Consider the following 23,305-nt stretch of genomic DNA (forward strand, 5'->3'; position numbering starts at 1 on the left):
CTATACTTCAAGCACGCGGGATACGTGATCGGATACCGCGCTAGATTGTACGGTTCACGATAGGATCGTGCACCGCGTTCAGCCAGCCACCCATCCGCGAAGGGTCGCCCTCCACCCGCATCTCACCCGTGCTCAAAAAGCCCTCGAGCGCGGCGGTATAGTTCGGATCGGCGCTGCGCAACGTGTTCAACTTCCGCGCCGCCGCGGCCGTTATCTCGATCATCACGTCCGCCCGCTCGTCCCGCCGCGCCCCGACCCTGAAAGACGGCTTGCCGCCGAGGATGTCGAAGCGAAGGCCTTGAACAAGGCCTTCGGACAGCTCTACGCCGTCAGTGTAGCGCTCAACCAGCGACAGATTGAGTTCTGGCGAAAGTCCGGACTGCGAAGCCGCTTCGCTCATCAACGTCCCCACCATCTCAAACCAAGCCGCCGTTCCCTGGCGAACCTTCGCGTCCATGGTCATCAAACCGCTTCTTTCATCAGCTGTCACTTTCGCGACGAGACGCCAGCCAAAGGATGATCCTTCAAGCTTCGGCCTTCATTCCACATTGAGCACGATCTTGCCTTGAATGTGCCCTCGGGCCGCCCGCTCGTGCGCCTTGCGAGCGTCGGCAAGCGGATAGGTGCTGTCCAGGACGACGCGAATTGTCCCGTCATCGAGCAGGCGGGCGACTTTCCTCAACTGAGGCCCGCTCGAACGGACCTGGGTAGCCGAAACCGTGACGCCCAGCTTCTCGGCCTCCTCGGCACCGGAGAAGCCCAGGGGGAACACCGGGAACAATGCGCCGCCGCGCTTCAGCGTGCGCAGGAAACGACCGGTGCTCGGTCCGCCGAGGGCGTCGATGACAAGATCAATGTCACGCGCCACGTCCTCGGGAGGCGTTTTCGTGTAGTCGATGAACTCGTCAGCACCGAGATCGCGCAGAAGTGACTCATGCCTGGCCGATGCCACGGCGATGACATGCGCACCTTTCAGCTTCGCTATTTGCACCGCGAAGTGCCCCACGCCGCCCGCGGCGCCGTTTACGAGGACGGTCTTCCCCTCGAGCGGCACCGGCTCATGCTGGTTCGGCTGAAGCGGGTTCGGCTCATTGTGCCCCAACTCTATCAGGAACTGCCACGCGGTGAGCAGCGACATCGGCGCTGCAGCGGCATGCAAATGATCGATGCCGGCCGGCTTGAGCGCGATTTCCGACGCTGGCGCGCTGACATATTCGGCATATGCCTTGCTGTCCCCCGCAAGGCCCATGGGGAAGCGAACCATGGAATACACTTCGTCTCCGACGGAGACGTTCTCGACATCGTCAGCGATCGCTTCGACGACGCCCGATATGTCTGTTCCCGGGATGACGGGGAACGACATCTGCGGTCGCCACTCGGGAGGAAGCATCCTGTACCCGTCGCGCAGATACCAGTCGGGAGGATTGATGCCGATCGCGTGAACGCGGACGAGCACCTCGCCCGCCTTCAGCTCGGGTTTGGGCGCATCCTCGTAGCGCAGCACCTCGGGACCGCCGAATGCGTGTAATCGGATCGCCTTCATCATATCGCTCACCAGAATCTCCACGAGAACGCATCATTGCTCCAGCGGTCATGTATTCCCTCAAGTTGAGGTTGATAATTGCGGCTGGTTTCGTTTCAATAATGCCATGAAGGAACAAATGGCATTCGAACGATTGACCGGCTTGATCGCTTTCGCGCGCGCCGGGTCGATGGGAAGCTACACCGCTGCCGCCCGTTCCCTGTCGATCTCGCCGTCAGCCGTCAGCAAGAGCGTGCAGCGGCTCGAGCAGCATCTGGGCATTTCGCTCTTCACCCGCACGACCCGCTCGCTGACGCTCACGCCAGAGGGCCGCGAGTTGCATGAGCGCGCGCTCAGATTGCTGCGCGATGCGGAAGAGATCGAGCAGGCGGCGATGACGGCGCGCTCCGAGCCGTCGGGCACCCTGCGGATAGCAGCGGCGCTGCCGATCGGCGTCCATGTGATAGCGCCCGCGCTGCCGGCGTTCCGCAAGCTCTACCCCAAGGTGACGGTCGACCTGCGGCTGAACGACCAGATGGTGGATATCATCGAGCAGGGGATCGACATCGCGGTACGCATTGGCGACCTCGCGGACTCGCGGTTGCTGTCGCGCCGGCTCGCACCGCATCGGCTCTGCGCCTTCGCTTCGCCAGCCTATCTGGCAGCGCGTGGCACCCCGATGCACCCGGACGAACTGGAGGGGCACGACACCGTCAACCTTCGCTACCAGAGTACGGGCCAAGCTTTGCGCTGGCCGTTTCGGATCGGCGACCGGGTGATCGAGATCGTGCCGCCGTCCGGCGTCGTCGTCGACGTGAGCGATGCGCTGGTCGCGACACTCGTGGCCGGCGGCGGGATCGGCATCAGCGCGACCTTTATCGCGGCGCCCTATGTGGCGCGTGGCGAGCTGGTCCCGGTGCTGTCCGAATTCGCCGTCGAGCGGCACAATATCACCGCGCTCTGGCCGGAAAGCCGCCGCACCAACCCCGCGGTGCGGGCCTTCCTGGCCCGGTTGCAGGAGGTCTTTCAAGAGCGGATGACGGCCGCGGCCAGAGTGTCGTCCTGACCGCGTCCTTGTCGGAGAGCGGGCAGCCCAACATCGTTGCATCTCGGGAGGCGCTGGCTGAACGGAAGGCTATCAGGATCCCGCGCGAACCCTGAACGGCGGCTTCGGGTCAGAAGCAGCCCTTGCCGGTGCCTTCCCTACCGCTCCTCCACAATCCGCAAATACGCCGCCGTCACGAACAGAACGATCAGCCCGAACAGGATCCGCCTTGCCCCTTCGGGCATTTGCAGGATGGTGAGCAGGGTCGTCAGCACGGTGAGGATGAGCGCGCCGATGATGGTGCCGGTGTAGCCGCCGCGGCCGCCGAAGATCGAGGTGCCGCCGATCACGGCGGCGGCCACCGAGGGCAGCACCAGCGGTTCGGCGAGCGACAGGGAAGGGGCCTTGATCAGGCCGATATAGAGCAGGCCAGTGATGCCGGCGAGCACGCTGGAGATGACGTAGAGCGCTGATATCACCTGCCAGTAGCGCACGCCGGACAGGCGCGTTGCGTGCTCATTGTCGCCGACGGCGTAGAGCAGGCGGCCGAAGCCGGTGCGGCTCAAGGTGAAGACGATGAGGGCGGCCAGCGGCACGAACAAGAGCAGGGCGTTGGGGACGCCATAGGTCAGGCCGGTGCCGAGCCAGGCGAGGAAGTCGGGGATTTTCGCGCCCGACGCGATCACCGTGCGCTGGTAGACCTGCAGGCAGCCGGTGCCGATCAGGCTGGTGCCCAGCGTCATGATCAGCGGGTGGACGCGGAAGACGCCGACGCCGATGCCGTTGACGAGGCCGATCAGCACCGCCGGCATCATCGCCAGCAGGAAGGCCACCGCCGGGTCCTGGTTGACGACTTGCGTCGCCATGATGAAGGCGCTCATCGTCGCCACCGTGCCGACCGACAGGTCGATGCCGCCGGTCAGCATGGTCATGGTCTGGCAGCCGGCGAGGATCGCCAAGGGAATGGCGAACTTGATGGTGTTGGCGATCCAGCGCTCGTTGACGATGCCAGGGCGCAGGATCTGCAGGATCACCACCAGGATGACGAGCAGGATGATGAGCGGGATCAGCGGCCGGTCGGCCATGAAGCGTTTCAGGCGGCGGCCCAGGGGTACGGATTGGATCGCGGTGGTGCTCATGGCGTTACCCTTGAGGCGATGGCAGGACAGGGCGAATGATTCAGCCTGTTTGGTTGTCTCTTGCGGCGCCCGCGCCGCCCCTCATCCGGCTGCCGCCACCTTCTCCCCGCATAGGGACGGGGAGAAGGGAGCTGTCGCCAATGGCTTAGCCAATTGTTGTCGCCGCAGGAATGCGCCGGCGCCGCGGCCGCCTTCTTTCTCCCCGTTTTTAACGGGGAGAAATGCCCGGCAGGGCAATGAGGGGCGGCGCCAGTGGCGACAATATTCCGCAATTGTGATTGACCAGAACCCCTCATCATTGCCGCCCCCGCATCGTGATGAAGGCGCCGAACATCACCACGGCGACCATGATGGCGCCTTCGATGATGGCGGTGACGTTGGGGTCTATGGCGAGCAGCGTCAGGTCGGTGCGCACCAGCCGCAGCACGAAGACGGCGACGATGGGGCCGAGCAGGCCGCCCTTGCCGCCGCCGAGCGCCACGCCGCCCAGCACCACCGCCGCGACGCTGGCGAGCAGATAAGGGCCGGGAATGGGCGCGCCGATGCCGGTGCTCATGGTCAGCGCCAGCCCGCCAAAGGCGGCGAACAGGCCCGACAGCGCATAGGCGATGATGCGGGTGCGCGCGACCGGCACGCCACTGCGGAACGCCGCCAGCTCGCTCGAGCCGATGGCGTAGATGGAAAGGCCGAGCTTTGAGCGCCGGAGCGGGATCCAGATGATGCAGATGCAGATGATGAGCAGCAGCAGCGCCTTGGGGATCCAGGCGTCGATGCCGTCGGGCAGGCCCGGTATCGGCACTGTGCCCGAGATCAGCGCCTTCAGCCATTCGGCCGCCGCACCGCCCGGCGCGTCGAGTACCAGCAGGGCAGCGCCCTGCAGCACGAACAGAGTGGCCAGCGTGACGACGATGTCGGGCACGCGGGTGACGACGATCAGCAGGCCGTTGACGGCGCCGAGCACCAAACCCATGGCCAGCACGAAGGGGACCACGAACAGTGCGTATTCCTCGGAGGCACCATTCATCATCGAGGCGGCGGTGACGCTGGTCAGCGCCATCATGGCGGCGACCGACAGGTCGATGCCGCCGGCGATGACGACGACGGTCTGCGCGGCCACCGCAAAGGCGTAAGGCAGCACGGCGCGCACCAGCGAGCCGAAATCGCCGCTGCCATAGGCCGGCTGGATCAGCCTGGTGATGATGAACAGCATGACGAAGAGGGCGAACAGGCTGGCGACCCAGCCCTGGCGGCGCAGGAAATGGCTCATGGCGTCGTCCCCGGCGAATCCGAGGTTTCCGGAGAAGAAGAGTGGGGATCGGCCAGAATGCCGATATCCGCCTTGGCGCCGCGCGGCAGGCCGTAGGCGGCGCGCATCAGCGCCGGCTCGTCGGCCTCCTCGACCGGGAAGATATCGACGACGCGGCCGCCGAAGATGACGATGACACGGTCGCAGACACGCTGCACCTCTTCGAGTTCCGAGGTGTAGAACAGCACCGACTTGCCGTTGCCGGCGAGCTCGCGCAGCAGCTTGTAGATCTCCTGCTTGGTGCCGACATCGATGCCGCGCGTCGGGTCGAAGCACAGGATGGTGCGGGCGTCGGCCGCGATCCAGCGGGCGATGGTCACCTTCTGCTGGTTGCCGCCGGACAGGCGTTGCACTTCGCCTTGCGCGCGGGTGTCGATCCGCAGCCGCTCGATGGCGCTGACCACTTTCGCGCGCTCCCGGCGCATGTTGATCGGACCCCAGTTGCGCAGCGCGGCACTGAAGGGCAGGGCGATGTTCTCGCGCACCGAGCGCTGCATGGCGAGCGCCTCGGCGCGGTCGCCCGGCACATAGGCGAGGCCGGCGCGGATGGCGTCGATCGGGTGCGTGAATTTCACCGGCTGGCCGTCGACCTCGATGGCACCGGCCGATGGCCGGATCGAGCCGGCAAGGGCTGCGAACAATTCGTCCTGGCCCTGGCCTTCGAGCGCGACGACGCCGGCGACCTCGCCGTCGGCGAGATCGAAGGAGACGTCGTTGAGCTTGGTGCCGAAGCGCAGATTGCGCACGCCGAGGCGCGGGCGGCTGGCGGCCGTCGCGGCGGCCTGGTTGGCGCCGCGCGCGGCGACATGGGTCTTGACGATGCGGGCGCCGAGCATCAGCTCGACGATCTTTTCCTCCACGCCGGGCACGATGTCGACGACGCCGACGGTCTCGCCGTCGCGCAGCACGGTGGCGCGGTCGCACAGGGCGGAGATCTCGACGAAGCGGTGAGAGATGAAGATCACGGCGCGGCCGCTGTCGCCCTGGCGGCGCACCACCTCCAACACCTTTTCGGCGAGGTTGGCGGGCAGGGCCGCCGTCATCTCGTCGAGCAGCAGCACGTCGGGCTCGACGGCCAGCGCGCGGGCGAGGTCAAGCACGCGCAGCACGGCCAGCGGAATGTCGCGCGCGGTGTCGCGGATGTCGAGGTCGGGAATGCCGAGTTCGCGCACCCAGGCGCGGAACGGCTCGACCGGCGTGCCGGTGAGGCGCAGGTTGGACAGCACGTCGAGATCGGGGATCAGCGACGGCTCCTGGTAGACGGGCAGCAGGCCGGCGCGGCGCGCGGCGGCGGGCGAGCGCACGTCGCGGGCCTCGCCACGGATCAGGATGCGCCCGGCGGAGGCGGGAACCGCGCCGGTCAGGATCTTCACCAGCGTCGACTTGCCGGCGCCATTGGCACCCATCAGCGCGTGGACTTCGCCCGGCAGCACCGACAGCGAAGCGTTGCGCAGGGCGGCGACCGCGCCATAATTCTTGGCGACGCCGGAGGCGTCGAGGAGGGGGGTGCTGGTCAAATCGTGGGGTTCTCGATTCATGGGGCAGGGCTATCGCGAGTGGAGAGGCCCCCTCATCCGGCCGCTTCGCGTCCACCTTCTCCCCGTGGGGGAGAAGAGGCTGGCGCTCGTGCCGGCTCCTCTCCCCTCGGGGAGAGGTCGGATTGCCCCGAATTGCCCTTCGCAATTCGGTTGGTAATCCGGGTGAGGGGGCCTTTGCCCGTATGTGACATCCCTGCCCTTGTAAGGCAGGGATATCACAGTCTTACTCGCCCGGGCCCTTGCACGCCACGATCTGGTCCTTGGTGTACGTGGTCCAGTCCGGGATCGAGATCGAGACCGGCCATTCGGGGCTCAGCGACGGGTCGGCCGCCGCCTTCAGCTTGGCCTTGCCTTCCTCGGTGGCGTTCTCCCACAGCTGCGGCTCGACCAGCACGGTCTGCTGCGCCGGCTTCTTGCCGTCGAGGATCTGAAGCGCCAGCGTCACGCCGGCACCGCCGATCGAGCCGGGGTTGGTGACCGCCGCGCCGACGAGGCCCTTGACCGAGCTGAGCTGGCCGACGAAGCCGGCATTGTCGGCGCCGACGATCGGCACCAGCGGCGCCTGCGATTCCACCAGCGCGTCGACGATGACGTTGTCGATGCCGGAGGTCCAGATGCCGTTGATCGGCGTTCCCGTCGACAGGAAGGAGAGGATCTGCTGCTTGGCCTGGTCCTGCTGCCAGCCGGTGAAGACCTCCTGTGCCACCTTCACGTCAGGGAATTCGGCCAGCGCCTTCTTGAAGCCCTTGTCGCGGTCGCTGTCGGCGGACGCGCCGGCGGCCCCGCGCATGTAGAACACCTCGCCCTTGCCGCCCATCTGCTGGAACAGCCATTTGGCGCCGAGATAGGCGTATTGTTCCTGGTTGTTGGAGATGATGTAGGCCGACGGTTCGGTGACCGCCTGGTCGACGGCGACGACGACGATGCCGGCCTTGGTGGCTTCCTCGAGGCCAGCCTTGATGCCGGCCGGATCGGCCGGGTTGACGACGATGGCGTCGACCTTGGCGCTGATCAGGTTGCGGATGTCTTCCAGCTGGCCGGCGGCATCCGTGTTGCGGTGGGCGATGTTGAGCTTGGCGACCTCGCCGGAGGCCAGCGCCTGCGCCTTCATGGCGCAGACCATCTCCTCGCGCCAGCCATTGCCCTGCACGGTGTTGGAGATGCCGATCGTGTATTTGCCGGCGGCCGACGAGGCGCCCACCGAGGCCAGGAAGGCCGCACCGGCAAGCAGCGGGACCATGGTCAGGTATTTCTTCATTTCAGTACTCCTCCACATTGTTTTCAGTTTCAATTCCAAGTCGTTGAAGCGCATTGCGTATAAAGAGAGTCAGGCGGCGCGCTTCAGCTCGTTGTTCTTTTCATGCCATTCCCGACATGCGTTTGCGCCGTCACTTGACGAAGGGGCGCAACACATCGCGGGCGAGCAGGAATCCCCGCTTGACCTGATCGTCGCTGCCTTCGAACCGCCGGTCCTCGTGCTCGATGATGACCGGGCCGTCATAGCCGGCCCGATAGAGGCCGGAGAAGATGGTTTTCCAGTCGACATCGCCGAGCCCCGGCATGCGCGGCACCTGCCAGCCTATGCCAGCCGAGAGGATTCCGCGCTCATAGAGTCCATCATGATCAATCATCAGGTCCTTGGCGTGGACATGCAGCATGTAGGGGCCGAATTCCCGGATGAAGCGGGCCTGGTCGATCATCTGCCAGACCAGATGCGAGGGGTCGAAATTCATGCCGACTTCGCCGCCCCAGGCTTCGAGGATGCGGCGCCAGACCAGCGGCGAATAGGCGATGTTGTGGCCGCCCGGCCACTCGTCATAGCTGAAGATCATCGGGCAGTTCTCGAAGGCAAGCTTGACGCCATGATCGCGCGCATGGGCGATGATTTCAGGCCAGACCTTGAGCGCCTCCTGCCAGTTGACGTCGACGGTCTTCGAGGCATCGCCGCCGCAGAAGGTGTTGACGACAGGCACGCCCATATTGGCGGCCAGCACGATCACCTTCTTCAAATGGCCGATCACCGCCTCGCGGTGGGCGGCATCCGGGTGCAGCGGATTGGGATAGTAGCCGAGGCCGGAGACCGACAGGTTCTTGTCCGCCAGCGAGGCGACGATCTCCTTCGCCCGCGCGGCGGACGTCGAGGCGGCATCGATATGGCTGGTGCCGGCGTAGCGGCGGCTGGCGCCGGAGGATTTCGGCCAGCAGGCGATTTCCAGCGCCTCGAAGCCGGCAGAACTTGCCCAGCTGGCGACCTCGCCAAGCGGCGTCTGCGCGAATGGCGCGGTGAGCACTCCAAGTTTCATCGTGCCTCCCCTTGTCGTGAATTCACGGCCGATAATGCCGATTGTGCGGGCGGCTTCAACCGTGCGGCCTCGCCCTGTTGCAGGCTGTGCCTGACGGTTGCCATCGGATCGTTAGAAAGCAACCCGTCGAGCGCTGAAGTGACGGCCGCGCGGAACCTCTCGTTCGCGGCAAGGCCGGGGTCGAAAATGGTGTCGATGGCAAGGATGCCGGCGGCCAGTGCCTTTGCGTCGTGGCCGGTCGCGTCGGCGATATCAGCGACCTTGCCGGCGCAGGGGTCCGATACCGGCCAGCGTTTGCCGAAGCGTGCCGAGGCCTGGATCAGATAGGCCATCCAGCCGGCGACCGGCACCGACAGCAGCGCGATGCTTTCGCCCCGGCTCAAGCGGTCGCGGATCGGGTTGAGCAGGCGCTGCACGATCTTCTGCGAACCGTCGGTGGCGATCTGGTGGTTGCGGTGGCGGATCGCGGTGTTGCGCAACCGGCCGAGGCTCTGTTCGACATAGGCCAGCGGTGAAACGCCGGGCACCGGCATCAGCGTCGGCAGCGTCTCTTCGACAAGCATGCGGCGCACGAAATCCGCCAGCAAGGGATCGGCGATGGCATCGAATGTGTGTTCGAGCCCGGCCAGCACGCCGAGCGTGGCGAGCGTCGTCTGGGCGCCATTGAGCACCCGCATCTTGAGATGCTCGTACGGCGTGACATCATCCACGAAACTGGCGCCGACCAGGTCCCAGCGCGGCATGCGGCCGGCGAATTTCTGCTCGATGACCCACTGCCGGAACGGCTCGCCGACGACAACGGCGGCATCGCGGTAGCCGAAACGCTGCTCGACGCTGTCGAGGTCGGCCTGCGTGACCGCCGGCGCGATGCGGTCGACCATGGCCGAAGGGAAGGCGGCATTGGCCGATATCCAGTCGGCAAGGCCATTGCCACGCCGTTTGGCAAAGGCCTGCACGACATTGGCGAGGATGACGCCGTTGGCCGGGATGTTGTCGCAGGACAGCAGCGTCAGCGGTTGGCCATGCGTGGTCCGGCGCAATTCCAGCGCCTTCGCGAGGATGCCGGGCACGCTGCGTGGCGTCTCGGGGCTGACGAGATCATGGACGATGTCGGGATGGTCGAGATCGAGTTCACCGCTCGACGGGATGTGGCAATAGCCCTTCTCGGTCACCGTCATCGTCACCAGTTCGATGTCGGGTGAGGAGAGCACGTCGAGCGCGGGGACGGCACTGGCCTGGCTGTCGACCACCTTGACGATGCTGCCGATGACACGCGCCTCGATGCGGCTGTTCTCGCGGATCAGCCTTGTGTAGAGCCCGCCCTGCCGGCCAAGCGTGTCGGCGAGGCTGGGTGGCCGGATGTTGATGCCGACCACGCCCCAGCGGTCGAACCGGAGCGAGAGCAGATCGTCGGTGTATTCGGCCTGATGGCAGCGATGGAAGGCGCCGACGCCGACATGCGCCATGCCGGGCGCAAGCGCAGCGCGGTCATAGGCCGGTTGCTGGACAGAGGCGGGAAGCCGGCCGAGCAAGGCCGGCCCGAGTGTTTCCGGCGATGCGGAAGCCGCGCTCACCGGTTCGCCCCGATCACCGACTGTTCCTGATCGATCACGGCGCCGGTCATCGGGCCGGCTGCGTCGGACAGCAGGAAGACAGCAAGGTTGGCGATGTCGTCTGGGATCAGCAGCCTGCCAAAAGGTTGCGCGGCGTTTGCCGCGTCGAGCCAGCCGGGACCCTGGCCCAGCGTCTCGGCCTGCATGACGCGCTCGGCCGGGGTGTCGGTCCAGCCGACATTGATGCCGTTGACGCGGATGCGGTCGAAGCGGTGGGCGTTCGCGGCATTCCTGGTCAGCGTGGCGAGCGCGCCCTTGGTGGCGGAATAGACGGCGAGCTCGGGCGAGCCGCAATGCGCGTTGATCGACTGGATGTTGACGATGGAACCGCCCTGGCCGCGCCTCTTCATGTCGGCAATCGCCGCCTGCATGAGGAAGAACGGCGCGCGCGCGTTGACGGCGAACAGCGACGCCCAGTCGTCGAGGCTGGCGTCGAGGAAGGACGCGCGGTCGGTCAGGCCGGCGGCATTGACCAAGCCGTCGATGCGGCCGAAGCGTTCGATGCAGGCTTGCGCCAGAAGGGCCGGGGCATCCGGATCGGACAGGTCGGCGGCGACGAAGAGTGTCGGCGTGCCGAGCCGCGAAAGCCCGGCCGCCACCGCGTCGCCACGCGCCTTCTCGCGGCCGGTGACCAGAAGGCCAGCGGCACCGGATCGCGCCAGCGTCTCGGCGATGGCGCGGCCGATTCCCTGGGTCGCGCCGGTAACCAGCACCACCTTGCCGTCGAGCCTGGCCTCCATTCCTCCTCCCGGAACAAAGTTTCTATTTTTTCAAATATGGAACGGGAATTCCCGATAGTCAATTGTGCCAGCAGCACCTCACTCGCTGCGGCGCGCGACGACGCCATGGACCAGCGCCATGCCGACGGCGAGCGACGCGGCCAGCGAGCGGAAGCCGGCAAAGTCCGACTCCACCACCTCCAGCCAGCTGTCCGACAGCTTGATCAGCGGGCTGAAGGTGCTGTCGGTGATGGTGACGATGCGGGCGTTGCGCTCATGCGCCACCGCGACGAGGTCGGGCGTGATCGAATTGTAGGGGCTGAAGGAGACCGCCAGCACGGCATCCTGCCTGCCGATGCAGCCGACCTGGTCGAGCGCGGTGGAGCCGACATTGTCGACCAGCACGTTGCGCACGCCTTGCTGTGAGAGCGTCAGCGACAGATAGGTGGTCACTGGAAAAGCGCGCTTGGAGCCGATGACATAGATCAGGTCGGCGGCCGCCAGCAGCGCCACCATCGTCTCGAAACTCTCGACGTCGAAGCCGCTCTCGATACGGCCAAGCGAGGCCTGCGAGGCGCCGACCATGCCGTGCAGGAAATGCAGGTCGGCATTGGGCTCGGCCGCCGTCCGTTCCTGGCCGCGTCCTTCCGGCCACGATCCCTTGACGTGGTCCTTGAACAGGCCCTGGAAATCGGAAAAGCCAGAATAACCAAAGATCTGGGCAAAACGCACCAGCGTCGACGGCTGCACGCCGGCCTGTTCGGCCACCTGGGCAATGGTGCCGAGTGCGACGTCGCTTGGATGCTGCCACAGGAAGATCGCGACCTGGCGCAGCCGTTTGGGGAAATGCACGGTGCCGGACGACAGCACCGCGCGCAGTTCCTCATAGGTTTGCGGCTTGATGTAGCCGAGGGCGGCAAGCGAGCGTCCGCGTTTGCGGGCCGCCGCCTCGTCGGCAGCCGATCGTCCCGATGATTTACCCGCCCCACTCATGATTTCAGGCTAGCGCGATACGATCGTTTTACAATATGAAAATTGGAAATCTTGTTCGAAAGTGGCCCCAGGGTTGCGGTCACACAGAATGATCTGCCGGGAGGAGTTTGAAAATGGTCTATGCAACATCGGACGGATCGTCGGGCAAGCGGCTGAGGGTCGGCATGGTCGGCGGCGGGCGCAACGCCTTCATCGGCGCCGTGCATCGCCTCGCCATGCGCCTTGACGACCAGATCGCGCTGGTGGCCGGCGCGCTGTCCTCGGATCCCGAAAACGCCGCCGCCTCGGCCGCCGAGATCGGCATCGCGCCGGAGCGCAGCTATGCCGATTATCGCGCGATGGCGCGGGCCGAAGCGGCGCGGCCGGACGGCATCGAAGCCGTCGTCATCGTCACGCCCAACCATCTGCACGCGCCGATCGCCACGGCCTTCCTCGAGGCCGGCATCGACGTGATCTGCGACAAGCCGCTGTCGACGACACTGGCCGACGCGGAGGCACTGGTGGCGCTGGCGCGGGCGAGGAAGCGCCGCTTCGTCGTCACCCTCAACAACACCGGCTACGCCATGGTGCGGCAGGCGCGCGAGATGGTGGCGGCGGGCGAGCTTGGGCGCATCGTTTCCGTGCATGGCTCGTATATCCAGGACTGGCTGACCAGGCCGATCGACGCCGAGGGCCAGAAGCAGGCGGAATGGCGCACCGATCCGGCACGCGCCGGGCAGTCGGCGGTGCTGGCCGATATCGGCGTGCATGCCTTCAACCTGGCGAGCTTCATCTCGGGCTGCGAGGCCGAGGCGGTGTCGGCCGATCTGTTCACCGCCGTGCCGGGACGGCGGCTCGACGACAACGCGCATGTGCTGATGCGCTGGACGGGCGGGGCACGCGGCACGATCCTGGCCAGCCAGACATCGCCCGGCCACTACAATGACCTCTGCGTGCGCATTTATGGCGACAAGGCCGGGCTCGAATGGTCGGGCGCGCGGCCGGAAGAACTGCGCTTCTCCCGCTATGGCGAGGAAACCCGCACCCTGGTGCGCGGCGGCCACGGCTCGACTGAGGAAAGCCGGCGCGTGTCGCGCATGCCGGCGGCGCACCCGGAGGGCTATATCGAGGCCTTCGCCAATTTCTACCGCGACGCCGCCGGTATCATCCGCGCCCATCGTTCGGGCGGCGTGGTCGACCCGGCGCGCGCGGCGCAGGTGCCCGATGTCGTCGACGGCGCACGCGGCGTGAAGTTCGTCGCGGCGGCGGTGGATTCGAACGCGGCGGGCGGGGCGTGGACGGCTGCAAGGTTTGCCGGATAACATTACGATCCAGCCTCGCCGCGCCGACTGTCCCCACAAATCCTTTGGTGTGGGCTGCGCCGGGTGACTGCGATGCTATGTCCGGTGCACCTGCATTGCTCCTCAGCCGCGAGGCTGGCAATCTGATGCCATCTTCTGCTAGGTGAGGCGTCTCGGATGCAACTCGGTCTTATCGGCTACTACAGCGACTTCGTGGTCTATCCGCTGGTGATCGCCCTGCTGGCGGTGACCGGGCTGATCGAGGCCGGCGAAGAGAGCGCGCCAGACTGGATGGGCACGGTCATCGCCTGTCTCGGCCTGTGGACGTTGACCGAATACGTCCTGCACAGGTTCGTCCTTCATCACATCCCCTACATCAGGGACTTGCACGACCGCCACCATGTCGAAGAGCGCAGTTCAGTGGGGACGCCGACCTGGCTCAGCCTCGGGGTGCATGCGCTGGTGGCGTTTTTCCCGGTATGGATGGTGTCGGATTTCGCCACCGCGAGCGCGGCCAGTTGCGGGCTGATGCTGGGCTACCTCTGGTACATCAGCATCCACCACATGATCCATCACTGGCATCCCACCCATCCGAGCTATCTCTACACGCTCAAGCGCCGCCACGCGGTGCACCATCATGTCGACGAAACGGCCAATTTCGGCGTGACGTCGGCAGTGTGGGATCGGGTTTTCGGCACGGCGCGGCTCTAGGACCAGTAGGCCGTAGCAAGGTCGTTCAGCGCCTCTTTCCACGGCCGCCGGGAGACTTGGCTCCGCGCGCGCTCTGAACCGGCGTGTTGTGCTGGTTTTCGTCGGACAGTTTTCGCCAGCGGGCGAGGCGCTCGGGATCAAGCGTGCCAGCCTTCAAGGCAGCCTGCACCGCGCAGCCCGGTTCGTGGACGTGGGTGCAGTCGCGGAACTTGCACTGCGGGGCAAGCTCGGTGATTTCGGCGAACAGCGTGTCGATGCCGGAGGCGACGTCGCTGACATGCAGCGTGCGCATTCCCGGCGTGTCGATCACCCAGCCGCCCCCGGCAATGGCGTGCAGCGATCGCGCCGTGGTGGTGTGGCGTCCCTTGGCGTCATGTTCGCGGATGCCCGCGGTCTGTTGCGGCAATTGCTGCGCCGATCCCGCCAGCGTGTTCACCAGCGTCGATTTGCCGACGCCGGAGGAACCGACCAGCGCGACCGTCTGTCCCGGGCCGCACCAGGCGGCGAGGGCGGCCGCGGCATCCGATGTGCGCGGATTCAGCATCACGACGGGCAATCCGCGCTGCAGCGCGCTCGCCTGCTTCCGGTATGCCTCGGCGTCTTCAGCGGTATCGGCCTTGGTCAGCAGGATCACCGGGGTCGTTCCAGCCTCGTTGGCCAGCGCCAGATAGCGTTCGAGCCGGGCGATGTTGAAATCGGCGTTGCAGGAGGTGACGATGAACAGCGTGTCGACATTGGCCGCGGCAAGCTGCGGCACCCTGCCGCCCTGGGTGCGGCGCTCCAGCACGGTCTTGCGGGTCAGGCGGCGCCGCAGCAGATGGCTATGCGGCTCGACCAGCACCCAGTCGCCGACGGCATAGTCGCCGGTGCTGGCTTGCGGCGGCAGTGTCAGGTCCGTTTGCCCTGACAGAGACAGGCCGCTCAGGCGGTCACGATGCACCGTGGCAATGCGTGCCGGGACGAGGTTCGCCTCATCAGGATCGAGCTGATCGCCGAAAAAATCGGACCATCCAAGGCTTGCAAGCGATGGTGACGGGGTGCCGGGGGAGGGCTTCACGGCTTTGACCAAGGCGTCGCAGACATCGGACAGTATCCCGGCGAAATGAGAGAGGGCGCGGCCTCCTCCGGACGGGCGATCCGCCCGAGAGGCTGTATGGGCGGCATGGCGCGGTTTGGCAAGCATTGCTGGCGAGAGGGGTCGGCTGGGTGAGGTCGCCCTGACCGCGCCATCAAGATAATGCGAACCAGTCGCCTGTCACTTGTGTTCCGGAGCGCCGGTGCTGGTCCGGCGTGTCATAGACGACAAGGACACCGGGCTCGCCATTGCGCGTGAAGGGGCACAAGCTCTCGGGGTGCTCGTGACTTATGGCCCACTCGTGCAGCACATCAGCGGTTTCGACCTTGCCAGAAGTTGATGGCCGCCAGCGGTAAATGCGAAATGGTCCGTCCGCCGCCGTGACCGGGCCTGCGAGCACAAGCATCGTATCGCCGTCGCGGGCCAGATCGCGCACACCGAGACCCTTGAAATCAAGCACGTGAAGATGCGGATCGCCGTCGACAGCGGCGTCCTTGCGCGGCAATGCGACGACGACGGCGTGACTGTCGATGACTGGGCCACGTAGGCCAAGCAGGACTTGCTTCGGAAGAACCGTCAACCCCTCGATATCGAGGCCGTTCTCCTTGCTAGGCAGATTGAGAAATGCGGACAGGAAGGGGTTGCTACGCAATCGGCGCCGCAGGCTGCCATCGCCGGTGTAGGGCAACGCCTTTGCCGTGCCCGGCTTCAGCCTGCCATGCCCATTCAGTTCAATCGAGCCCAGCAGGTGGCGGCTGGGACGACGCCGAAAGCCGGCGTCGAGAATGCCCGGAGCCTTGGGCTCGCGTCTGACGCGACAATGCGAACCGCAAAGCCAGAGCCTGCCATTGGCGACATCGACGGATTCCAGATCGGCTTCATGGCCCTCGGGCAGTTCGGTGAAGAAATCGTCGAGATTGTATTGCGCGTCGAGCACGAAGCCGGCTTCGGTGATCGAAAGACACTCGAAAGTCCGCCCCTCATCGGAAACGGTCCACGCGAATTTGCCATCGATGGCTATGCCGGAAACATTCGATATCACCGCATCGATGTTTTGGGCGTTTGCGTAGTCGAAGACGATGTCCCGCATCCGATCAAGTCGCAGTTCAAGCTGTGCCATGTCCGTTGTCCTTGAGTGGATATTGCGATCTTTTCCAGTTTCATCGAGTACTTGTTTCGATATCGATCCATTGCCAACCCACGCTGCGCCGGCACTCCCTCGGAAGATATTTCAACAAGACGATAAGAGGCAAAATGACTCTGTCGCAAAAATACATTTTGCGAGGAAGCGATGCAATTGTATCTGGTGATATTTACTTCACTTGCGAGGATTGGCAATTACCGTGCATGTCGATAAGATTATCGTATCGGGTGGTGAGGCAATCAAATAAAAATACACTGAATGCCGAAGGGGTGAGCGATGGCTTCAGAAGCAGACGACTCTCAAAAGGACATTGTCTCAACTCAGTCGGAAGGACTTTCGATTGAAGCCGAGAAGGTTGCCAAGGCGGACGCAGTCTACGTCACGCCGGAAGGGCGAAACAGGCGGCGTGCGCGGGCGAAAGCCGACAAGCGGTTCGACTTTCGCAAGAATCTCTTGGAGTCGCCGGACAGCGATCCGAAGGGTTTCGAGCGAATAATCGGCGACAGCGACCTCATGTCGGTCAATTTCCTCGATCGCGGCAAGAAGGCAGCCGCGGCAGTTTGCCGGATCAAAGTTCCGAGCGATGGCGGATTTTGGTATGGAACGGGGTTCCTTGTCGGTCCGCGGCTCCTGCTCACCAACCATCATGTCCTTGGCAATGCCGATGAGGCGAGTCAGTGCAGTGCCGAATTCGGCTATGAACATGATGTAGACGGTGTGCTGAGCGAGCCAGTTCGTTTCAATCTGCGCCCGCACGAGGTTTTCTACACCGATGCCGAGCTCGACGTGACATTCGTTGCGGTCACGCCGTTCTCAGACGAGGGCGTGCCCCTCCATCGTTATGGCAGGTTGCCGCTGATCCCTGTATCGGGCAAGGCCATCAACGGCGAATGGGTGACGATCATCCAGCACCCTGGCAGCGAGCCTAAACAAATCGCGATCCGTGCCAGCCAGATCATAGCCCTCGACCCGGAACTGGCTCTCGAACTCCGCATCGATCTCGATCGGTTCATTCATTATTCGACCGACACCGAACCTGGCTCATCGGGGGCGCCTGTGCTGAACGACCAGTGGCAAGTCTTGGCGTTGCATCACAAGGCGGTACCCGCGCCGGGAAAGTTGGGAAAGCCTGGAAGGACGACCAAACAGCCAGTCTGGATTGCCAATGAAGGAATTCGAATAAGCGCGATCTTCAAACTGCTCGAACTCGAGCGTTTCGCTAAACCACAGGCTGGGCTCGTGCTTGATCGACTCGATATGTCGCTTGGCTTCACGGCCATGTCACGGGCTGCAGTCATGTCACACGGAGCAATCGGCGAAACGGTATTCGAAGCGGATCGAAAACCACTCGACCCTGTGCGCTGGGCAAATGTCGCAGGCTATGATCCAGCGTTTCTGCCTCCGTTGCGCATCGATCTGGGGCAAATCTACAAGCCCTTGCTTGACAAAAACAAAGTTGCCGCGCTGCTGGACGGCTCAGGACACGAGCTTGCCTATCACCACTTCTCCTCGGTCATCCACGCCGATCGTAAATTTCCGCTGATCACCGCGGTCAACATCGACGGCAATGCATTGGTCCATCCTGGCAAGCGCAAGGATACGTGGCGCCGCGACGCGCGGATCGCCGACGAATTTCAGCCGGATGGCGATTTCTACGAAAAGGGCAAGGGATCCGACCCAGTCCAGTTCAGCCGCGGTCATCAAGTGCGCCTGCTAGACCCTTGCTGGAGCCCATTGTCGAATGCGGCGCAGGCACTCGCCGAATCCCAGGTCGGCTCAGAAGACACGTTCCACTACACCAATGCGGCGCCGCAAGTTCAAACCTACAACGACATCGACTGGGGCAATCTGGAAGATTATCTTCTCGACAAGGCGCAAACCACCAAGAAGCGCCTCACGGTCTTTACCGGGCCAATCTACCGTGACGACGACCCGACTTACGGGAGGGATCGCAGAGGCGGCCCGTGGCAGATTCCGTTGTCGTTCTGGAAAGTCGCTGTGCTTCAGAAGTCGGGCACAAAGCCCGTCGCTGCTGCCTTCATCGTCGGGCAGACGCAATATGTCCAGGCGCTCTATGAAGCCAAGGTCTTCTCTGGGCTGAAGCCCTATACGGTCGACGAGATGCGCAACCGGCTCATTCAGACGACCATCGTTTCAATCGAAACTGAAACCGGTCTCGACTTTTCGGCGGTTCGGTCGCTCGATGCGCATGGGTCGCTCGAATCGACGCGGCAAACCAGGTGGCTCAACGATATGAGCGATGTCTTGATCTGATCCTGGGGCAGGGGAGCATCGTCACCTTGCGATCGGCGATTGATGCAACTCACAATTCCTTCTCCGCCAGTTCCCTGAATTCGTCTGGAACCGAGCGCGCCGCCTCCAGCGCCACCGTGCCGTAGCCGACCGCCTGCTTGCCGAAGCGCTCGCGGATCTTGTCGATGGCGCGGTCGGCGCCGAAGCGCGCCAGGCCCTTGCGCGTGCCGGGCCGGCGCTTCTCGTCGGCGAGGCCGAGCGGCAGTTCGAGCTGCAACTCGGCGCTTTCCTCGAGATGCGAGACCGAGATCGCCAGCAGCGAGATCGTTTTCTCCTGGCGATGGTCGGCGAGCACGCCGCGCACCAGATCGCCGGCGATCTCGGCCAGCATCGTTGTCGCCGAGATCGGCTGGTCGAGCGTGATTGAGCGGGTAACGGCGCTGAGATCGGCGAAGCGCACGCGCACGGTCACCGTGCGGCCCGGCCGCGCCTTGGCGCGCAGCCGGCTGGCGACGCGGTCGGCCAGATGCAGCAAGGTGGGCACGTAGATGTCGGCGGTGGCCGGTTTGCGGCCAAGCGCCGACTGGGCGCCAGCGGAGCGCGCCCGGCGCTTCGTCTCCAGCTTGCGCGGGTCGCGGTTCCACGACAGCGCGGCGAGCTTTTCGCCGGCGGCCGGACCGAGCAGGCGCGTCAGCGCGCCGCTGTGCGTCCGGGCCAACTGGCCGATGGTCTCGACGCCTATTTCGGCCAGCCGCGCCCTGGTCGCCGGTCCGACGCCCCACATCAGCCCGACGGGCAGATCGTGCAGGAAGGCGATCTCGCTGCCGGGTTCGACGACCACCAGCCCGTCGGGCTTGGCCACTTGCGAGGCGATCTTGGCCAGATGCTTGGTGCGCGCCACGCCGATCGAGATCGGCAGGCCGAGCTCGGCGCGGACGCGGCGGCGGATGGTTTGGGCGATCTCCTGCGGTGAGCCGAACAGATGCGTGCAGCCGGCGACATCGGCAAAGGCCTCGTCGATGGAGATGCGCTCGACCAGCGGCGTGAAATCGTCGAGCACCTTGATCGCCGCGTCGCCCAGCCGCTGGTAGTCGCCGAAATTGCCGCCGACGAAGATCAGTTGCGGGCAGAGTTCGCGGGCCTTGCGCCCTGGCATGCCGCCACGCACACCGAAGGCGCGCGCCTCGTAGGAGGCGGCGAGCACGACGCCGCCGCCCACCGCGATCGGTTTGCCGCGCAGCGACGGATCGAGCAACTGCTCGACCGAGGCATAGAAGGCGTCGAGATCGGCATGCAGGATGGTGGCAGTCGTTTCCATCCCGACCATTCGCCCGCGGCGCACCGGCCGCATATCCAGAGTTGCTTATGAATATGAACAAATAGAGAACAAAGACAGCTCGCTGTCAAGCGGATGACACCGGCGTTCGCCGGCTCGGCGCTCCATTTCCTCCGCGAGGGGAGAGACAGGGCAATCGCATATAGGCTCTACGATTTACCCCCACCCCTAACCCCTCCCCACAAGGGGGAGGGAGACTTCCGTGGGCGCTGACATCGGCAGATTGTCGACGTTTTGACGCCGAGTAAGAGCGCGCGGCAGCATTCCCTCCCCCTTGTGGGGAGGGTTAGGGTGGGGGTCTATCTTCGTGAGAATCCATATGCGGTCGCCCTAGCGAGGGGAGAGACAGGACGCAGTGCCTCAGCCTGTCGCCTGGCCGATATGCCCGGTCCGCAACGCCATCTTCATGCGATCGAGCGCTGCCTCGCCACCCGCCGCCAGTCGCCGGCGATCCGCGAGAGCTTGTCGTCGGCCCTGCGGTGCTTGCTGCCCCAGGCGCCGAGCGTCGCCAGCACTGGCAGGAGGTCGATGCCGGCTTCGGTCAGCCGGTAGACCGTCTTCAGCCCATGTGTCGGATCGTCGCTTCTGGTGAGGATGCCTTCGTCCTGAAGGGTCTGCAGCCGCTCGGCCAGCGTGCGCGAAGAGATGCCCTCGTCGGACTGCAGGAATTCGCGAAAATGCTTTTTCCCGGCGAAGACCAGGTCGCGGATGATGAGCAGCGTCCAGCGGTCGCCGAGCAGTTCGAGCGACAGGTTGATCGGGCAGCCGGACTTTCCCCTGGTTGACATCTACGGTTCCATTTGTAAATCACTTTACTATTGACACCATTCTCGACGTGCGTCAAATGGTTCCAAAAGTAAACCTATTTGCGCTGGCGATGACAGTTGGCCGGGCGCGGGATTTCGGCAGCGCGAGGAGAATGATGATGAGAAAGCTCATCCTTCAGATGCAGATGTCGGTCGACGGCTTTGTCGGCGCCTTCGAGAACCATCACTGGCAGCTGTGGGAATGGGGCGACGGCAGCGCCTGGGATGACGAGCTGAAAAAGGACTTCAACGCCATCTTCGCCGGCATCGACACCATCCTGCTGAGCCGCAAGATGGTCGAGGAGGGCTATCTGACCCACTGGGGCAATGCGGCAAGGAACTATCCGCGAGACCCCTTCTATGCCTTTGCGCAACGTGTCGTCGATGTCGACAAGGTGGTGCTGAGCGACAGGCTCAAAACCTCGCGGTGGGAACGCACCACGGTCGCCAGCGGCGGCCTGCCGCGCGAGGTCAACGCGCTGAAGAAGGCCAGAGGCGGCGATATCGCGGTGTTCGGCGGGGCAGCGTTTGCGTCGGCGCTGATCGCGGCCGGGCTGATCGACGAGTTCCAGCTGTTCATCAACCCGGCGGTGCTGGGCGAGGGGCGCCGGATCTTCGACTTGGGCGGTTTCCAGAAGCTGCGCCTGCTCGGGTCGAGGGCCTATGCCTGCGGCATGGTGGTCAACCGCTACGCGCCGGCCGGCTGATGCGGAGTGCCGCGCGGAGGCATCGAGCCGGCGGAAAATAGCGTTTGGGTGGAATCGCTTGCCCGCTTTCCTTCGTTTTCAAGATGCGGTCACCGGCAGGGCGGGCCGCATCGGATCGCGGAGGCCATTTACCTGGCATCGTGAAAGATGATGCCGACGGTGTGGCGCATGCCTGAGCGCAGCCGGCTGACGCCGTGGCGCAAACTGACGCGGTAATTGCCTTTCGTTCCCTGCACCGGCCGGTTGTGGACGGCGAGGCAACGGCGTCGCCCTGGCGCAGCGGCACCACTTCGACCCGGCTCTGCATGCGCGGCCGCTGCTCGGTCAAGGCGAACTCGCCGCCGGTGAAATCCTTGCCCGGCTCGGAGAGCAGGACCGCCACCTGCAGCGGGAAGGCGAGGTCGCCATAGAGGTCCTGGTGCAGGCAGTTGAAGTCGCCGGGGACATATTGCAGCAGCAGCGGCGTCGGCCGCGTCTGGCCGGCGGCATGGCACTGTTCGAGAAACTCGGCATGCGCAGCGGGGTAGCGCATGGCGAGCCCCATGCGCTCGTTCCATCGGTTGGCGACCTCGGCCAGCCTGGGATAGAGCGCGCTGCGGAGGCCACCGAGCAGGTCCGGCAAGGGATAGCGGAAATAGCGGTACTCGCCCCTGCCGAAGCCGTGCCTGGCCATATGGATGTGGCTGCGGAAATGTTCTTCCTCGCGATAGAGGCCGGCGATCCGCCGGCATTCCTGCGGCGAGAGCAGCTTTTCCATCACCGCGCAGCCGAAGCCGTCGAGTTCGCCGGTCAATGCCGGCCAGTCGTAACCGGCGACGCGTGTTTCTGCTGCCTCGACCACGGATGCGGCAACCTTGGCGTGGGCGTTCATATGGTGGCCTCCCTGTCGAGCAGAGCGCGCTTGCGTTCGACACCCCAGCGGTAGCCGGCCAGCGTGCCGTCGGCGCGCAGGACACGATGGCACGGAATGGCAAGCGCGATCGCGTTGGCGGCGCAAGCCGTCGCCACGGCGCGGGCCCCGTTCGGCTGGCCGAGACGCCGGGCAAGTGCCGTGTAGGTGATGGTGGCGCCGCACGGGATGGCGCGCAGCATGTCCCACACGCGCCGCTGGAACGGCGTGCCGTGGCGCATGTCGAGCGGCAGGTCGAGACCGACGCCGGGCGTTGCGATGAAGCGGGCTATTGCCGCGAGATCGTCGCTCAGTCCAGCCTTGTCCTCGACCAGCGTCCTGCCGGGGAAGTGGTTGGCTAGGTCCTGCTCCAGTACGTTGGCGCCGGAGCCGATCAGGATGGCGCAGACGCCGATATGGCTGCGTGCCGCCAGCACTTTTCCGATCTCGGATTCGCCGATGGCATAGGTGATGATGTCGATGGCGGCAGCGTTGGAGGCAGCCGCCGTCCTGTTGGTTTGCATGTGGTTCATTGCCTTCGCTCCTGTGTTCGTGCCTGAACCCTAGCCATGTGCCGGTCGGCTCTCACTCCGGTGCTTGCTTTCAAATTCAAATCCCAGGACCTTGGGTCTGAATTGGCGCGAAGGCAGCTGCTCCGTGGCGCTGATTTCGAACCGTTCGCACTTCACGCGACACGGGTGACGGAGACCTCGCCGAACAGGAACACTTCGCCGGTCAACAGCCGCAGCTCGATCTCGCCGGTGGCGGCGCGGTTCCACTTGGCTTTGCCGTCATCGACAAGCGCGCCGATGGCGGCCATCACCATTGACTTCGCGTCGGAGGCGCGCCGGCTGCCGGCGGCCTGGGTCTGGCCGGTCGCATCGGTGCTGCTCTCGGGAGACCTTGCCATCGCGCCCATTGCCGCC

Annotated in this window: 21 protein-coding genes and 1 pseudogene; 5 read left to right on the forward strand and 17 right to left on the reverse strand. The window is 64.8% G+C overall.

The genetic code is table 11. The features are described from left to right. Nucleotides 1–40: 40 nt before the first annotated feature. Together OOJ09_RS21760 and OOJ09_RS21765 are read right to left on the reverse strand one after the other, a co-directional pair. The gene (locus OOJ09_RS21760; protein ID WP_269907171.1) at nucleotides 41–463 is read right to left on the reverse strand and encodes a hypothetical protein; all 423 of its coding nucleotides are present in this window, start codon (nucleotides 461–463) and stop codon (nucleotides 41–43) included. Between the two features lie 75 nt (nucleotides 464–538). Further along, complete coding sequence (locus tag OOJ09_RS21765) at nucleotides 539–1,546, reverse strand: NADP-dependent oxidoreductase (RefSeq protein ID WP_420107533.1); 1,008 nt, start codon at nucleotides 1,544–1,546, stop codon at nucleotides 539–541. 103 nt (nucleotides 1,547–1,649) lie between these two features. On the opposite strand from OOJ09_RS21765, the gene OOJ09_RS21770 reads away from it, so the two are divergent. Then, entirely contained in the window at nucleotides 1,650–2,588 is a 939-nt protein-coding gene (locus OOJ09_RS21770) for a LysR family transcriptional regulator (RefSeq protein ID WP_269907172.1), read from the forward strand. A gap of 137 nt (nucleotides 2,589–2,725) precedes the next feature. Here OOJ09_RS21770 and OOJ09_RS21775 read toward each other — a convergent pair whose 3' ends face one another. The 8 genes from OOJ09_RS21775 to OOJ09_RS21810 all read right to left on the reverse strand — a co-directional run bounded on the left by OOJ09_RS21775 (nucleotide 2,726) and on the right by OOJ09_RS21810 (nucleotide 12,178). Beyond that, nucleotides 2,726–3,706, reverse strand: a complete 981-nt coding sequence (locus OOJ09_RS21775) for an ABC transporter permease (RefSeq protein ID WP_269907173.1) — start codon at nucleotides 3,704–3,706, stop codon at nucleotides 2,726–2,728. A 295-nt stretch (nucleotides 3,707–4,001) separates the two neighbouring features. Further along, a complete protein-coding gene (locus OOJ09_RS21780; protein ID WP_269907174.1) occupies nucleotides 4,002–4,973 on the reverse strand; it encodes an ABC transporter permease in 972 nt (323 codons plus the stop codon). Further along, the gene (locus tag OOJ09_RS21785) at nucleotides 4,970–6,529 is read right to left on the reverse strand and encodes a sugar ABC transporter ATP-binding protein (protein WP_269907175.1); all 1,560 of its coding nucleotides are present in this window, start codon (nucleotides 6,527–6,529) and stop codon (nucleotides 4,970–4,972) included. Before OOJ09_RS21785 ends, OOJ09_RS21780 begins: the two co-directional genes overlap by 4 nt. Nucleotides 6,530–6,773: 244 nt before the next feature. Further along, nucleotides 6,774–7,808, reverse strand: a complete 1,035-nt coding sequence (locus tag OOJ09_RS21790) for an ABC transporter substrate-binding protein (RefSeq protein ID WP_256754131.1) — start codon at nucleotides 7,806–7,808, stop codon at nucleotides 6,774–6,776. A 130-nt stretch (nucleotides 7,809–7,938) separates the two neighbouring features. Next, a complete protein-coding gene (locus tag OOJ09_RS21795) occupies nucleotides 7,939–8,853 on the reverse strand; it encodes a sugar phosphate isomerase/epimerase family protein (RefSeq protein WP_269907176.1) in 915 nt (304 codons plus the stop codon). Continuing rightward, a complete protein-coding gene (locus tag OOJ09_RS21800; RefSeq protein ID WP_269907177.1) occupies nucleotides 8,850–10,427 on the reverse strand; it encodes a mannitol dehydrogenase family protein in 1,578 nt (525 codons plus the stop codon). Before OOJ09_RS21800 ends, OOJ09_RS21795 begins: the two co-directional genes overlap by 4 nt. Continuing rightward, nucleotides 10,424–11,206: an SDR family oxidoreductase gene (locus OOJ09_RS21805; protein ID WP_269907178.1), complete on the reverse strand. Its 783-nt coding sequence runs from the start codon at nucleotides 11,204–11,206 to the stop codon at nucleotides 10,424–10,426. Before OOJ09_RS21805 ends, OOJ09_RS21800 begins: the two co-directional genes overlap by 4 nt. A 78-nt stretch (nucleotides 11,207–11,284) precedes the next feature. Continuing rightward, nucleotides 11,285–12,178 carry a MurR/RpiR family transcriptional regulator gene (locus OOJ09_RS21810; protein ID WP_269907179.1) on the reverse strand — a complete coding sequence of 298 codons (894 nt, stop codon included), beginning with the start codon at nucleotides 12,176–12,178 and terminating at the stop codon, nucleotides 11,285–11,287. A gap of 113 nt (nucleotides 12,179–12,291) precedes the next feature. On the opposite strand from OOJ09_RS21810, the gene OOJ09_RS21815 reads away from it, so the two are divergent. Both OOJ09_RS21815 and OOJ09_RS21820 read left to right on the forward strand, forming a co-directional pair. After that, nucleotides 12,292–13,479: a Gfo/Idh/MocA family protein gene (locus OOJ09_RS21815; protein ID WP_269907180.1), complete on the forward strand. Its 1,188-nt coding sequence runs from the start codon at nucleotides 12,292–12,294 to the stop codon at nucleotides 13,477–13,479. A gap of 156 nt (nucleotides 13,480–13,635) precedes the next feature. Next, a complete protein-coding gene (locus tag OOJ09_RS21820; protein WP_269907181.1) occupies nucleotides 13,636–14,169 on the forward strand; it encodes a sterol desaturase family protein in 534 nt (177 codons plus the stop codon). Nucleotides 14,170–14,194: 25 nt separating this feature from the next. Here OOJ09_RS21820 and rsgA read toward each other — a convergent pair whose 3' ends face one another. Together rsgA and OOJ09_RS21830 are read right to left on the reverse strand one after the other, a co-directional pair. Beyond that, complete coding sequence (gene rsgA, locus OOJ09_RS21825) at nucleotides 14,195–15,238, reverse strand: ribosome small subunit-dependent GTPase A (RefSeq protein ID WP_269907182.1); 1,044 nt, start codon at nucleotides 15,236–15,238, stop codon at nucleotides 14,195–14,197. 160 nt (nucleotides 15,239–15,398) lie between these two features. Continuing rightward, nucleotides 15,399–16,364, reverse strand: coding sequence for a DUF3616 domain-containing protein (locus OOJ09_RS21830; RefSeq protein WP_269907183.1), 966 nt, complete (start codon nucleotides 16,362–16,364; stop codon nucleotides 15,399–15,401). A gap of 300 nt (nucleotides 16,365–16,664) precedes the next feature. Here OOJ09_RS21830 and OOJ09_RS21835 point away from each other — a divergent pair, with 300 nt between their 5' ends. Continuing rightward, nucleotides 16,665–18,662, forward strand: a complete 1,998-nt coding sequence (locus OOJ09_RS21835) for a DNA/RNA non-specific endonuclease (RefSeq protein ID WP_269907184.1) — start codon at nucleotides 16,665–16,667, stop codon at nucleotides 18,660–18,662. 49 nt (nucleotides 18,663–18,711) lie between these two features. Here the strand turns inward: OOJ09_RS21835 and dinB are convergent, their stop codons facing one another. Continuing rightward, nucleotides 18,712–19,959, reverse strand: coding sequence for a DNA polymerase IV (dinB, locus tag OOJ09_RS21840; RefSeq protein ID WP_269907185.1), 1,248 nt, complete (start codon nucleotides 19,957–19,959; stop codon nucleotides 18,712–18,714). Between the two features lie 422 nt (nucleotides 19,960–20,381). Beyond that, nucleotides 20,382–20,765: a winged helix-turn-helix transcriptional regulator gene (locus OOJ09_RS21845; protein WP_269907186.1), complete on the reverse strand. Its 384-nt coding sequence runs from the start codon at nucleotides 20,763–20,765 to the stop codon at nucleotides 20,382–20,384. Nucleotides 20,766–20,902: 137 nt separating this feature from the next. On the opposite strand from OOJ09_RS21845, the gene OOJ09_RS21850 reads away from it, so the two are divergent. Beyond that, on the forward strand, nucleotides 20,903–21,490 hold the full coding sequence (locus OOJ09_RS21850; RefSeq protein WP_269907187.1) for a dihydrofolate reductase family protein: 588 nt from the start codon (nucleotides 20,903–20,905) through the stop codon (nucleotides 21,488–21,490). 128 nt (nucleotides 21,491–21,618) lie between these two features. Here the strand turns inward: OOJ09_RS21850 and OOJ09_RS21855 are convergent. From OOJ09_RS21855 to OOJ09_RS21865, 3 genes and pseudogenes are all read right to left on the reverse strand, one after another. Continuing rightward, nucleotides 21,619–22,361 (reverse strand): annotated as a pseudogene (locus OOJ09_RS21855) (2OG-Fe(II) oxygenase). Then, nucleotides 22,358–22,912: a methylated-DNA--[protein]-cysteine S-methyltransferase gene (locus tag OOJ09_RS21860; RefSeq protein WP_269907188.1), complete on the reverse strand. Its 555-nt coding sequence runs from the start codon at nucleotides 22,910–22,912 to the stop codon at nucleotides 22,358–22,360. The pseudogene OOJ09_RS21855 and the gene OOJ09_RS21860 overlap by 4 nt, the downstream one beginning before the upstream one ends. A gap of 152 nt (nucleotides 22,913–23,064) precedes the next feature. Beyond that, nucleotides 23,065–23,298 carry a hypothetical protein gene (locus OOJ09_RS21865; protein WP_269907189.1) on the reverse strand — a complete coding sequence of 78 codons (234 nt, stop codon included), beginning with the start codon at nucleotides 23,296–23,298 and terminating at the stop codon, nucleotides 23,065–23,067. Nucleotides 23,299–23,305: the final 7 nt, after the last annotated feature.

It is taken from the genome of Mesorhizobium qingshengii (assembly GCF_027563465.1).
Lineage (GTDB): Bacteria > Pseudomonadota > Alphaproteobacteria > Rhizobiales > Rhizobiaceae > Mesorhizobium > Mesorhizobium qingshengii_A.